The 13992-nt window shown below is 44.3% G+C and carries 6 protein-coding genes; 1 reads left to right on the forward strand and 5 read right to left on the reverse strand.

Annotated features, from left to right (window positions below; translation table 11 throughout):
* Positions 1–6385, reverse strand: a 6385-nt coding sequence (locus tag DFQ04_RS07595; protein ID WP_133554419.1) for an Ig-like domain-containing protein, incomplete at its 3' end; no start/stop codon positions are given.
* A gap of 665 nt (positions 6386–7050) precedes the next feature.
* On the opposite strand from DFQ04_RS07595, the gene DFQ04_RS07600 reads away from it, so the two are divergent.
* On the forward strand, positions 7051–9465 hold the full coding sequence (locus DFQ04_RS07600) for a S9 family peptidase (RefSeq protein ID WP_133554421.1): 2415 nt from the start codon (positions 7051–7053) through the stop codon (positions 9463–9465).
* 51 nt (positions 9466–9516) lie between these two features.
* On the opposite strand, the gene DFQ04_RS07605 is transcribed toward DFQ04_RS07600, so the two are convergent.
* From DFQ04_RS07605 to DFQ04_RS07620, 4 genes are read right to left on the reverse strand one after another with little or no spacing between them, the layout of a single operon-like run.
* On the reverse strand, positions 9517–10107 hold the full coding sequence (locus DFQ04_RS07605; RefSeq protein WP_133554423.1) for a PIN domain-containing protein: 591 nt from the start codon (positions 10105–10107) through the stop codon (positions 9517–9519).
* Between the two features lie 5 nt (positions 10108–10112).
* Positions 10113–10442 (reverse strand): STAS-like domain-containing protein, encoded by a 330-nt coding sequence (locus DFQ04_RS07610; protein ID WP_133554425.1) that lies wholly within the window; start codon positions 10440–10442, stop codon positions 10113–10115.
* Positions 10443–10493: 51 nt separating this feature from the next.
* Positions 10494–11342 carry a hypothetical protein gene (locus tag DFQ04_RS18390; RefSeq protein WP_133554427.1) on the reverse strand — a complete coding sequence of 283 codons (849 nt, stop codon included), beginning with the start codon at positions 11340–11342 and terminating at the stop codon, positions 10494–10496.
* A 3-nt stretch (positions 11343–11345) separates the two neighbouring features.
* Positions 11346–13991, reverse strand: a complete 2646-nt coding sequence (locus tag DFQ04_RS07620; RefSeq protein WP_133554429.1) for a DEAD/DEAH box helicase — start codon at positions 13989–13991, stop codon at positions 11346–11348.
* Position 13992: the final 1 nt, after the last annotated feature.

The following is a 13992-nucleotide window of genomic DNA, read 5'->3' on the forward strand; positions in this document are numbered from 1 at the left end:
GGAAGTACGTGCCAAAGTCGTCGTCATTGGCGATGATCTCGTTCGCTCCAACACCCACTACCTCTTCTGCCTCATCTGAAATGTCCTCTCCGTCAGGGGCTTCCGCAGTAACTGTGGCCACGTTCACCAAGGTCTCTTTTACCAAATCGTCTACTGTAACCGTATAAGAGGTCTCCACGCTGACTGACTGGCCTGCTGAAAGGGTGCCGATGCTCTGCTCAAGTCCGGTCAACGGATCTTTTACAACCACATTGTTCAACACCACGTTGCCCGTGTTGGTCACCGTAATCGTGTATACCACCACTTCACCTGCTTCTCTGATCACATCCTTGTCCGCACTCTTCTCTACTAAAATACCAGGAAGCTGTAGGATCGGCGTAGTCACCTCATCGGTAGCCGTTGGGTTGTCGTCTCCCTCATTCGGACTCTCTCCGGTCGCAGTCGCCTCGTTCTTCACGCTGCCGGTATCCACGTCCTCCTGGGTAATCGGATACGTCGCCTCGATCGTCTTGCTCTCGCCAGGTGCCAAGGTTCCCACATTCACCACTGTCCCGGTCTTGGTATCCACTACCGTCACGTTGTCCAATGTCACATTACCCGTGTTGGTCACCACTATTGTGTATGGAATCTCATCTCCAGGCTCGTCCAATACCGGATCGTTGTCCGTAATCTCAATATCAATATCCGGATTCTGAACCGCTGTTACTACCGCATCATCCTGAGCGGACACCTCGGCATTGATTGCAGTACCTTTCACTGATGCAATATTTAAGATTTCTCCTTTATCAACATCAGCCTGAGTTACTGTATAAGAGGTCTGTACATTAGTGGACTCACCGCCTGCCAATGAACCAACATTTTGGTTAAGACCTGTCAGTGGGTCTGTGATGGTCACATTACTTAAAGCTGAATTGCCCGTGTTGGTCACCGTCAGGGTGTAAGTTATTACATCACCTGCGTTGTCCACAGATTCAACATCCGCTGTCTTGGTCAAAGTAATTGCGCAAGAATTAAAGGTCAACGTAACCGGGGTTCTTGTCAAGCTTGAACAGCCTGTTCCTGCATTTACTGCCTCTGCATAGTAGGTTACCGATCCCACAGCACTTAAGCTAGGATTAGCTACTACACTTCCTCCAGTCGGAGCAGTATACCATACCACACTAAACCCTTGTGGAACTGTAGCCGTCGCAGTCAATAGCTGATTTTCACCATTAAAGCAGGAAACCTTATTTCCGCCGCTTACCGGTGCTACCGGAGCTGGGTTGATGGTCAAACTAACCGCTGTTCTGGTCAAACTCGCACAGTTGGTTGTGTTATTTACCGATTGAGCATAGTAGGTTACTGTGCCCACTGTACTCAAGGTAGGGTTAGCCACCACGTTGCCGCCTATGGCTGCACTGTACCAAACCACACTGAATCCCTGAGGAACACTTGCCGTGGCAGTGATGCTGGATGCATCCCCCTCGCAGATCGTCTGGTTACCGCCGCTTACCGGTGCTACTGGAGCTGGATTGATCGTCAAAGTAACCCCTGTTCTGCTCAAACTGGTACAATTAGTCTCATTATTCACCGCTTCGGCATAGAAGGTTACCGTACCCACTGAACTCAAGGTAGGGTTAGCCACCACGTTGCCGCCAATGGCTGCACTGTACCACACCACACTGAATCCCTGAGGAACACTTGCTGTGGCAGTGATGCTAGATGCATCGCCCTCGCAGATCGTCTGGTTACCGCCGCTTACCGGTGATACCGGAGCTGGGTTGATAGTCAAAGTAACCGCTGTTCTGGTCAAGCTAGAGCAAGACGTTCCAATAGATTGCGCATAGTAAGTAACTGAACCTACACTGCTCAAGCTTGGATCTGCAACTACATTACCACCTTCTGCAGCATCATACCAAACAATAGTGCCTGGACCCGATGCTGAAGCAGTAATCTTCTCTTGATCTCCTTCACATATTGTTATATCTCCATCACTTACCGGTGGCGCTGGTGCATCCAATATGGTAAGCAATACCGCTGTTCTTGTTAGGCTAACGCAGTTGGTCGTATTATTTACTGCCTCAGCATAATAAGTGACCGAGCCAACTGTATTCAAAATAGGATTGGCTACCACATTGCCGCCAATTGATTGATCATACCATACCACGCTGAATCCCTGTAGTACTGTAGCCGTTGCTGTCAATGTCTGGATTGGATTCTCAAGACATACTACCTGATTGCCGCCGCTTACCGGAGCTACTGGGGCTGCCTGAATGGTCAAGCTAACCGCTGTTCTAGTCAAGCTGATACAGTTGGTCTCATTGTTTACTGCCTCGGCATAGTAGGTTATTGTCCCCACAGAGTTCAAAGTAGGATTGGCTACCACATTACCTCCAACTGCTGCATCGTACCATACCACACCGAATCCTTGAGGTACAGTCGCTGTCGCAGTCAAGGTCTGGATCGGACCTTCCTCACATTCTACCTGGTCGCCTCCTGATATAGGAGCAACTGGTGCGGCTAGGATCGTTAGACTAACTGCCGTTCTGCTCAGGCTTACACAGTTTGTCGATGAATTTACTGACTGGGCATAGTAGGTAATACTTCCTACAGAATTAAGCGTAGGATTATTTACCACATTACCTCCAACTGCCGCATCGTACCAAACTACGTTAAAACCTTGCGGAACCGTAGCTGTCGCGGTCAACGTCTGAATCGGACCTTCCTCGCATTCCACCTGGTCACCGCCACTTACTGGGGCAACTGGCGCTGCCTGAATGGTCAGGCTAACCGCTGTTCTGCTCAAGCTGATACAGTCGGTCTCATTGTTTACCGCCTCGGCATAGTAGGTTATTGTACCAACAGTGTTCAAGGTAGGACTAGCAACAACATTACCTCCAACTGCTGCATCATACCATACCACACTGAATCCTTGTGGAACCGTAGCTGTCGCGGTCAAAGTCTGGATCGGACCTTCCTCGCATTCCACCTGATCGCCTCCAGATACAGGAGCAACAGGTGCAGGATTGATCGTCAAGCTAACTGCCGTTCTGGTCAAACTGACACAATTCGTAGCGCTGTTTACTGCCTCGGCATAATATATTACAGTACCGACCGAGTTTTTAACCGGATTGGTTACCACATTACCTCCAACTGCTGCATCATACCATACCACACTGAATCCTTGTGGTACCGTCGCTGTCGCAGTCAAGGTCTGGATCGGACTTCCCTCGCATTCTACTTGGTCACCTCCTGATACAGGAGCAACTGGAGCTGTATTGATTGTCAGGCTAACCGCTGTTCTGGTCAAGCTTTCGCAATTGGTCGTATTATTCTTAGAGGCGGCATAGTAGGTCACTGTGCCGGTTGTGTTCTTGGTTGGGCTGGCTACCACATTTCCTCCAACAGATGCATCATACCATACCACACTGAATCCTTGTGGTACTGTAGCTGTTGCTGTCAACGTCTGGATCGGACCTTCCTCGCATTCTACCTGATCACCTCCAGATACAGGAGCAACTGGTGCTGCATTGATTGTCAGGCTAACCGCTGTTCTGGTCAAACTCTCACAATTGGTTGTATTGTTCTTAGATGCGGCATAGTAGGTCACCGTACCGGTTGTATTTTTGGTTGGGCTGGCTACCACATTGCCTCCAACTGCTGCATCATACCATACCACACTGAATCCTTGTGGAACCGTAGCTGTCGCAGTCAACGTCTGGATCGGACCTTCCTCGCATTCTACCTGGTCGCCTCCAGATACAGGGGCAACCGGTGCAGCGTTGATAGTCAATTTAACTGGAGTTCTGATTAAGCTGGAACAAGATCCACCTTCAGATTGGGCATAGTAGGTTACTGTTCCCACTGTACTTAGACTTGGGTCAGGAACAATGTTTCCTCCTGTAGCTGCATCATACCAAACAATTGTTCCTGGGCCAGAAGCGCTAGCGGTGATTTTTTCAGCATCTCCCTCACATATAGTAATATCTCCATCACTTACAGGTGGTTGCGGAGCATCCAAAATTGAAAGTACTACCGCAGTTCTGGTCAGACTTTTACAATTGGTGGCATTATTAATTGCTTCTGCATAATAAGTAACAGAACCAACAGTGTTTCTTGTTGGATTGGCAACCACATTGCCTCCAACTGCTGCATCATACCAAACCAAGGTAAAGCCCTGTGGTACGGTCGCAGTTGCAGTCAAGGTCTGAATTGGATCTTTTAAACACTCAATTTGATTCCCACCGCTAACGGGAGCTGCAGGAGCTGCCTGAATGGTCAAGCTCACAGCGGTTCTGGTCAAACTCTTACAATTTGTGGTAGTGTTTACACTCTCTGCATAATAGGTAACTGCACCTACTGAGTTTTTCACTGGGTTAGCTACCACATTGCCTCCAACTGCAGCATCGTACCATACCACACTTGAGCCTGCCGGAGCTGTTGCCGTGGCAGTCAAAGTCTGAATCGGGCTTGCCTCGCATTGAACCTGATCTCCTCCAGATACAGGAGCTGTTGGTGCAGCGTCGATTGTCAGGCTAACCGCTGTTCTAGTCAAACTCTCGCAATTAGTGGTATTGTTCTTTGAAGCAGCATAGTAGGTAACTGTGCCGGTTGTGTTCTTGGTTGGGTTGGCAACTACATTGCCTCCAACGGCTGCATCATACCATACCACGCTAGAACCTGCAGGAGCTGATGCTGTCGCGGTCAAGGTCTGAATAGGGTTCACCTCGCATACTACTTGGTCGCCTCCAGATACCGGAGCGGTTGGTGCTGCGTTGATTGTAAGGCTAACTGCAGTTCTGGTCAAACTCTCGCAATTAGTGGTATTGTTCTTTGAAGCAGCATAGTATGTCACTGTGCCAGTTGTGTTCTTGGTTGGGTTAGCAACCACATTACCTCCAACGGCTGCATCATACCATACCACGCTAGAACCTGCAGGAGCGGTTGCCGTTGCAGTCAAAGTCTGAATTGGGTTAGCCTGGCATACTACTTGGTCGCCTCCAGATACCGGAGCAGTTGGAGCGGGATTGATCGTCAAGCTGACTGCAGTTCTGGTCAAGCTTACACAATTAGTCGTATTGTTCTTGGCTTCGGCATAGTAGGTCACTGTGCCGGTCGTGTTCTTGGTTGGATTGGCGACCAAATTGCCCCCAACTGCTGCGTCGTACCATACCACACTGAATCCAGCAGGAACAGTGGCGGTGGCCGTCAAGGTCTGAATCGGACTTGCCTCGCATACAACTTGGTCACCGCCGGTTAGTGGGGCAACTGGGGCTTGATTTATTGTAACAATTACTGGTTTAATTAAAAAACATCCATTAGTTCCATTTGATCCTTTTATGTAATAAGTCCCTGAATTTGCTACCGCGCTTGGGTTTGCAAGAGTCTGAGTTGCATTGGCATCAAGCCAGTAGGTAAAAGTTAAGCCGGGAGATGATCCACTTGTAATGGACCCTGCTGTTAAATCCACAGTTCCTGGAGCGCAAGCACTAGGAGGCGCATTTATTGTTAGAGAAGTAGGATCATATACAGTTATATTTTTTGTTTCATCATCAGATTCAAGTCCCTTTGTTGATATTAATTTAACAGTATATGTGCCGGCAGAAGTATAGGTGTGAGTCGGATTAATTGCGGTGGAAGTACTACCATCGCCAAAATCCCAAACATAGCTGAATGCTATATTATCCGCACCACCAGTTGAAAGGTTAGTAAACGAAACATTTCGATTGTCACAAAAGGTTTGATAGGAAAAATTTGCAACTACAGGAGTCTCTATTACAAAACCTTGAGGTCTATAATCACACTGAGAATTACCTGCAGTTGATGGGCAGGATTTATCATTAGGTTTTGCATTACCAGTAACCCAAGTTTGATAGACATTTTTTATTTCTAATTTGTCTCCATAATTCCAAGTGAAATTAGTAACCTTAATTTCTAACCCATTAGTGATATTGATGGTGTTTCCATTTCCGTCTTCAACAACAATACAGAGAGCCCGACGACTGCCTTGAACTACCCCATTAATTAAAAAGTCGTACTGAACATGAAAATTGTACCCATTTCCACTGACTGCAAAAGTCACGTAAATATCCCCATTGATAGGCGTCCCAATAGGAGTTCCATAAAGATCTTCCGGTTTAAATGATTCACCTGTATTAGGATCCCTAAAATCGACGCTCGTTATTCGAAGATTATTCTGAGGGCAATTAGGTGTACCAATTTCGAAAGGAGTAGTAGGAGTTATTATTGCCGTTTGGCTGAAAACATTCTCACTACTTAAAAATCCAAACAAAAAGACTAGTGGAAGAATCAAAAAAGTTGGAGAAAATAACTTTTTGAAATTCTTCAATAAAAATCCATCATGTATCATTTGATGGCTGATTTTACAATTGGATAACTTGTCCATATCCTTAGATTTTAAAATTTCGAGTTCAATTTTTGTCTCTCTTTTCCTCTTCTTTGGACCCTAAAAATCAGGGTTTCCTTAACAGTTGAAGACCACATTACTTGTAAAACCCAAATCGATTTTACATTCATTCCTTAAAATTCGTTATAAAAATACACTTATTTGCTTTTCATATCAAAGCTATTTGCAAAAAATATTATTTGAAATGCATTTTTTTCAATCTGAAATTGATTTTCTGTGCCTGGAAAACAAAAAATGCCTCTACTTGAAGAGGCACATAAAACTTAACAGATTAAAGATTTACTAAGGAACCCAGATAAAATCTTAGGAAAAAGTTTAATTACTTATCGTCCTAAAAGTTGAAACAGGCAAATTTCAACTCTTTCTCATAATCAGAACCATCTTTGGTTTTTCATTGTCGCCTTAAAATTGGTTGGGTAAAAAGGTGAAAAAAACTTGACTGATTCAAAACCTACGAACAGAATCCAGTATTGAAAAGGATGAAAAAGAAATTTCCAGATAGCGTACGTTTCATTTTCTGTGTTTGATCGGCCTAAAATAGACAAAAGAATTTTTTGTGCATTTAGGTAACAGGTTTGCCGTACAAGGAGTTTTTTTAACCACTCTGCCTCCTTTGTAGTATTTTCAGCAAAAACCTTAGAAATATGAACCCACTTTTAAAGAAAATTACCTTGCTCTGCCTGGTGTTAGGGGTTTCCCTCAGCCTTGCAGCACAGACCACCTACCAAACCCCTCCCCAATCCATTGCCGATTTATTCAATGCTCCTGCGACTCCTTCAGTTTCATTTAATAAGGATGGCAGCATGATGCTGATTTTGGAGCGCTCCGAGGCTCCATCCATTGAGGACTTGGCCCAGCCAGAACTCAGAATTGCAGGCATCCGAATCAATCCTGCCACCTCAGGTCCCAGCAGATCGGGAAGCTTTTACAACCTGAAGATTAAAAAAACCAGAAGTGGTGAGGAAATTCAAATTACCGGTTTGCCCCAAAATCCAAAGATGAGCGGGTTTTCTTTTTCTCTGGATGAAAAATATCTTGCCTTCACCCAAACAGAAGCCAATGGAATCAGCCTTTGGGTTGTGGATATGGCTACTTATCAGGCGAAAAAATTGACTGAAGCTATCGTAAACCAAGTTTTTGGAAACTCAGTGGCTTGGATGCCGGACAATTCCATCTTGATCAAAGCGGTAAATCCCCAAAGAGGCTCCATGCCCAAAGCTCCTGCCGCGCCTGCCGGTCCGGTCATTCAGGAAACCTCCGGAAATGCCGCTCCAAGCCGTACCTATCAGGATTTATTGAGCAATCCATACGATGAAGCCTTGTTTGCCTATTTTATGGATTCTCAATTGATGAGAGTTTCTTTAGATGGAAGTAAAACACCTGTCGGACAGCCTGCACTCATCAAATCAATGGACATCAGCCCAGATGGGAGTTATTTATTAATAGAGGCGATCCAAAAGCCATTCTCTTATTTAGTTCCTGGGGATAGATTCCCTTATTCCGTTGAGATCTGGAAATCAAGCGGGGAAAAAGTGAAGACTTTGGCACAAATTCCTTTGGATGAAGTGAGACCAACCGGTTTTGATGCTACAGTCACCGGCCCAAGAAATATCAATTGGAGAGCAGATCAACCCGCCACTTTGTATTGGGTAGAAGCCATGGATGGAGGAAATCCTAGAACTCAGGTCGCTGAGCGGGATGTAGTTTATACTTTGACCGCTCCCTTTTCAGGAGAGAAGCAAAAACTTGCCTCCACTTCCTTGCGATTTGGAGGAATCAGCTGGTCTGATGATTCCTTTGCTATTTTGAATGAAAGATGGTTTGCCAGCAGAACAGAAAAGCGTTCAGTAATCAATCCATCCAATCCAAGCCAGGCTCCAAGAGTAATCATCGAGCGCTCCTCTGATGATTTATACAACGATCCGGGAGATCCTATTTTCACAGATAATCAATACGGAAGAAATGTATTGATGCGGAAAGGAGACTTGCTTTTCATGCGTTCTGAAGGTGGAGGTCCGGAGGGAAGCATGCCTTTCCTTTCTACCTTCAACACAAGCACCAAAGAGCAAAAAATCCTATGGAGATCACAAGCTCCTTATTATGAGCGAGTGGTAAAAGTCCTGAATGCTGATGCCAATGAGTTTGTGACGCTAAAAGAAAGCACAGATATCCAACCTAATTACTGGCTGGTCAATACCCGCAAGCGTATCGCTCCTATGCAGGTGACCAATTTTGCCCACCCTTATGAATCCATCAAAGGAATCAAAAAGCAGTTGGTGACCTATCCTAGGAAAGATGGTTTGAATCTTTCAGCTGTGGTTTACACTCCAGAAGGATATGATCCGGCAAAAGATGGAAGACTTCCGGTTTTGATGTGGGCTTATCCTCGTGAATACAAATCTGCCGCAGACGCAGCCCAAGTACGTGGATCTAAATACACCTTTACCCGATTGAGCTGGGGATCTCCGATCTATTGGGTGACGAGAGGATATGCTATCATGGACCAAACAGAAATGCCGATCGTCGGTGAGGGTGATCAGGAACCCAATGATTTCTTTATTGAGCAGCTAGTAGCCAATGCCGAAGCCGCAATTGACCATATCGTGGAGATGGGAATTGGTGACAGAAACAGAATTGCGGTGGGAGGTCACTCTTACGGGGCGTTTATGACTGCCAACTTGCTTTCGCATTCGAATCTATTTGCGGCAGGTATTGCTAGAAGCGGGGCCTATAACAGAACTTTGACTCCATTTGGCTTCCAATATGAGCAAAGAACCTACTGGGAAGCACCAGAAGTTTACTTCAACATGTCCCCCTTCTCTTTTGCCAATCAGGTAAAAACTCCAATTCTCCTCATCCATGGAGAAGCGGATAATAATTCAGGAACATTCCCTATCCAATCCGAACGCTACTACAATGCCTTAAAAGGACATGGAGCTACAGCTCGATTGGTTTTCCTTCCTCATGAAAGTCATGGCTATGCAGGCAAAGAATCCGTATTGCATACCCTTTGGGAAATGGATTCCTGGCTGGAAAAATATGTGAAGAATCGAAAATAAATTTCATTCCCAAAAATCAAAAAGGCCTTCCAGAATTCTGGAAGGCCTTTTTTATGATTGTGAGTTCTTTAGTGACCAGTGGTTTTCCGTTAGAATTTCAATACCACTGAAATTAAAATCTCCATCATCGGTCACAATTGTTAACCCTAGATCTAACGCCATTTCGTAGTAGAGGTAGTCATTAAAATCAGAACTTGCCGTAAGGCTTTTAGAAATATATTCAAAATCAAGGTCATAGGACTTATCCAGAAATTCTAGACTTGGAATGTATGCCTGAACGTCAGATTTTATTCTTTCTAAGGCAGTTTGGTATTCTGTAGTTCCCCTAAAATGTTTTTTAAGACTATATCCCTCAATCTTTTTTCTTGCGGCCTCATCTAAGGCATTCGCTTTAAGTTGACTCTTGAAATCATCAAAAGCATTTCTCAACAAAGCGTTAAAAACTTCTGAGAAGACTAGTGTGTGGGTCTGGATCTTAATCTCATGTTGAAGTAGGTTTTCAGCAAAACTCAAATATGCAGTTTCCCTAGGATTTGGATTAACAATGGCTCCTAAAGTGAAAATCCAAACATTTGAATCCAAAAAATACTTCCTGCTACCATCCAATTTGTGGTTGGACAGCCTTGAAATGCGAAGAGACATTGAAATTAGGCGTTTTCGAGGTATTCTCTCAGAGATTCTTCCCTTGCTTCTCTTCTAGCCTGATCAAGCGCATTTTGCTTCACCCATTGGATTTTTTCTAAAGTGGAATTGTCCGCATTTAGAATTTGAATAAGGTCAGTTGATTTTGGCGAATTGATCAAGACTTTTCCCAAAGAGGCATTCAAAAAGGCAGTTGTACAGGTGGAAACCCCTTCAAAATTTAATTCTACTGTACCATTTGTAACCAACTCTTCCATTATCGCATCATAAACCTTCAACCCATCAGAGTGAAGAATAGCGATTGGTTTTCCTAAAATTTCTGTTAACTGAATCATGGGAGTGCAAAAGTAATGTAATTGAATATACTATAAAATATTGATAATGTTTTATTTGCAGTTAAATGTCAGATTAATAGTGGTGCCTGGAAACTTTTCTACTTCCCAAAAATTAAGAAAAGATTTTTCATTTGTCCAACAGATCCCATCTGTTACAATCTGAAAACCATGACCATTTTCCTCACAATATTTTTTGAGGAAAGTTAACCCCATTCCTCCCGGAGCATCCAACTTAGTTGTGTGCTTTTCTTCTAAAGCCCACAGAATTGCTTGATTTATCGAGACTATTTTTCCTTTAGTAAAGTCTGAAATTGGTTGAAGAAACCCAATTCCAATGTCAACCAGTGTGAACTTAAGAATATTTTGAATTGGATAAAATTGACCACATGCAAATATTGGCCCGTTGGTTCTTGCATGAAGCTGAATGTTAGTAAAGACCTCCAGAAAGTGATCAAGAAGCTCCACTTTAATCTCAGGCATTTCTTCGAAAGCTTTATGTCCGAGTAAAGATTCTCCAATGTATTCGACAAATTCTAGATCACTTTCAGTTTTGAACCTAGTCATCTTTATCGATGTGTCTCGATTGTCAATTCTCATTCTTCCGGCTGAATGAGATGATTGGATAAACCCATTTCTCTCAAAAATTTCAAATTTTCCTTCAACGTGCTTCTTGTCAATAAAAAATTGATGGCCAAAGTCTCGATTTAGAACGAAAATTATGGAATCCAAGACTGCGCAGAGATTTGCATCCATCCACTCTAACTCATCTACATTCAATAAGATTTCAGTAGCATTCTTACCTTGAAAATACCCATATAATGCATAAAGTTTCCGAAATGCAGATGGGCCAGATACTAGTCTGCCTGAAAAGGAATAGGAATCTGAAAAAATTTTATCCATTCTTTACATCTCCCTTATCAACCCCTTAGCTTGATCAAATGAATAGGCACCAGCCACTTCTCGTTGATCAAAGACCATCATATAGATAAACTTTTTTCCAGCCAATTCAGCCCATTTTTTACCCAATCTACATTTAGCTTCACTATCGCTATTGTCCCGATCATCTCCTTTGGTCTCCAAGACAATAACCTTTCCCGATTCCGTGTAGATAATGAAATCTGGATAATGATTTGACTTAAATCCATTGATCGAAAACCCTCGACCTTTGACTTGGTTACGGTGCCAAAATCGAACATTAGGCATTCCTGCAATTTCTGAAATCACCCGAATTTCAAATCCATTCATTGCGCCTTCGGTATCATAAAGGGATTTGGCTATGGAAGGACCTGGCTTGCCTGGGATAAGTCTTTCAGGAAACTTCCAAGAGGGTAAAGTCTCAATTTTTCCAACAGTCACCTGCTTTTCAAACTGCTCCTCGGCATATTTATCAGCGTGCAACTTGATCTTAGCTTTGATCCGATCCGAATAGGACAGTCTCCTCACCAAAATATCCCGGAGTTGCTCCTGGGTCATTCCCTCCAAGATTCGCTGGAGATACAGCTTGATTTCTTGTTCGGGAATCGGATACAAATTCCCGATCGTGCCCATCAATTGATACGCGATTTCTTGGATTTGCTTCTCCTTTGGTCTGGCTAGAATGTAATCGACTAATGGATCCTTGATTTGCAAATCCTCGATTTTCATGAAGCTGGGAGTGTATTCATTTTTCTTGGCTTCCTGGATATCGACTTTATAGAGGTCAGATTGAATCTGCTCAAAATCAATCAGCGTGTCGTATTTGCTCAGCTTGAAATCCTTCAACAAGGATTCCTGATTGAGTAAAACCTGCTCTCCAAATCCAAAGAGCGCATTAGCTGTCACTTTTAAATGAAATTGAGGAAGCTGAAGCGTGGATACATTTTCTAAAAATGCTTCTCTTATCTGGGCGGTTTTGATTTTTTCTCCCATATCTGCCAATAAAGGAAGGTCTGAATAGTCTTCTTTAAGTTTTTGAATTTCTTGATCTAAAAGTATTGTTTCCTCCGTTGCCATTTTCTCAATCTCGTGTACTGAATGAAGACCGGGAGATGTACTATCATGAACTTCATCTGGAGCAAACTGAATTCGATTAGAATCGATCTCCTCCTCATAAGGCTCTGCTTCTGTTTGCTCCGGAAATAGAAAGTTTTCCAAAGGTTTTTGGATCACCTGCGTTTTCACTGACTCAGGCATCACATCCTGCTTACGATAATCTTTGTCACTGAAGCCAGAAGCTTGTAACCCTTTGACGATGTTTTGAAGGGTGTCGTGAAACTTAGCCGAAGCGGTTAAAACATAGGAAATGTTGAGCAAAGCATGGGCATGCTTCATCACGTAAGGCTGTCGAAGGACTCGGCCCAGAATCTGCTCTACATCCACCGCCGAAGACTTGTCTGCGAGAGAAGCCAAAATGTAGGCAAAGGGACAATCCCAGCCCTCCTTAAGCGCATTGATCGTGATGATGTACCGAACAGGGCAAGTCTCTGACATCAGGTCGATTCCTTTCAATTCGTCCTTTTCTGCTGTTTTGATTTTGATCTGCTCTTCGGGAATTCCCAGACTGACCAGTTGTGCTTTGAGCTTATCAAAAGTGGTATTGTCTTCCGAGGTTCGGGGCTGCGCCTGAAAGAGCACAATCGGACGGATGTATTTTCCCCCAGCTTTTCGCTGCTCGATGGCTAAGGCTTCCAGCTTCTGCCGGAGATGCAACGCCGAACTGATCACCTCCGTCTTGTCGGGATGGTTATAGACGATGACAGGAAGCTTGACCATGTGTTCCTTTTTCAGGGAAATGGCCGGTACCAGACTGACAATATTGGAATTGTTTTTTGGCGTAGCCGTCAAATCAAGAACAAAGCTTGGATTGAGATTTTTCAGCATGTCCACGCTCAGTTCGGACTCGGCATTATGGCTTTCATCCACCACCACTACCGGATTGAGGCTGCGGATCACATTGATGAGGGCGGTCTCATCTGTATCTGGCAAAAGGTGAGAATCGTCTTTGTATTGCGCTGCAAACGTGGCCAACTGACCGTTTTCCTGATAGACTTTTCTGTCTTCCTTCTTTTTGGAACGAAGCGAGGAGAAGCTCATTACCACGATTGTCAACTGCTCGGAAACTACCGTAGGATTGAAATTGGAGCCCTGAAGCAAGTCTTTCTTTTCATAGACCTGCACCCGATGATTGAAAAGGGCATTGAGCTTTTGTCGGTAGGGATGGTCGGGATTGCTGAGGTTGTTGACTGTCTGATCGAGAAGGTTACTCCAAGGAACCAGCCACACCACCGCTTTGGGATGCAAGGTATCGAAGGCATCAAAGATCGTCCGAAGTGCATTGACGGCAATAAAGGTCTTTCCTCCCGCCGTCGGCACTTTGATGCAAACGTTGGCGGCATGGGGAATGGTATGCTTGTAGGAGGGCATTCCTGTCCCGTCCAGCGGATTGTACAGTCCCCATTTTTCCTCTGTGTAGGTATCAAATGCCTTTCGGATATCCTTGTGCACTTGGATGGAGTCCAAAAAAGACCGAAGATCGGCGATGACTTGCTGTTGGTAGGGCTTGAGTTCCATG

The sequence above is a fragment of the Algoriphagus boseongensis genome (genome assembly GCF_004362805.1).
GTDB lineage: Bacteria > Bacteroidota > Bacteroidia > Cytophagales > Cyclobacteriaceae > Algoriphagus > Algoriphagus boseongensis.

Excerpts from the sequence above, each read along its gene's own strand:
- DFQ04_RS07620 (WP_133554429.1), bottom strand. The coding sequence starts at position 13,991 with ATGGAACTCAAGCCCTACCAACAGCAAGTCATCGCCGATCTTCGGTCT.
- DFQ04_RS07605 (WP_133554423.1), bottom strand. The coding sequence starts at position 10,107 with ATGTCTCTTCGCATTTCAAGGCTGTCCAACCACAAATTGGATGGTAGC.
- DFQ04_RS07600 (WP_133554421.1), top strand. The coding sequence starts at position 7,051 with ATGAACCCACTTTTAAAGAAAATTACCTTGCTCTGCCTGGTGTTAGGG.
- DFQ04_RS07610 (WP_133554425.1), bottom strand. The coding sequence starts at position 10,442 with ATGATTCAGTTAACAGAAATTTTAGGAAAACCAATCGCTATTCTTCAC.
- DFQ04_RS18390 (WP_133554427.1), bottom strand. The coding sequence starts at position 11,342 with ATGGATAAAATTTTTTCAGATTCCTATTCCTTTTCAGGCAGACTAGTA.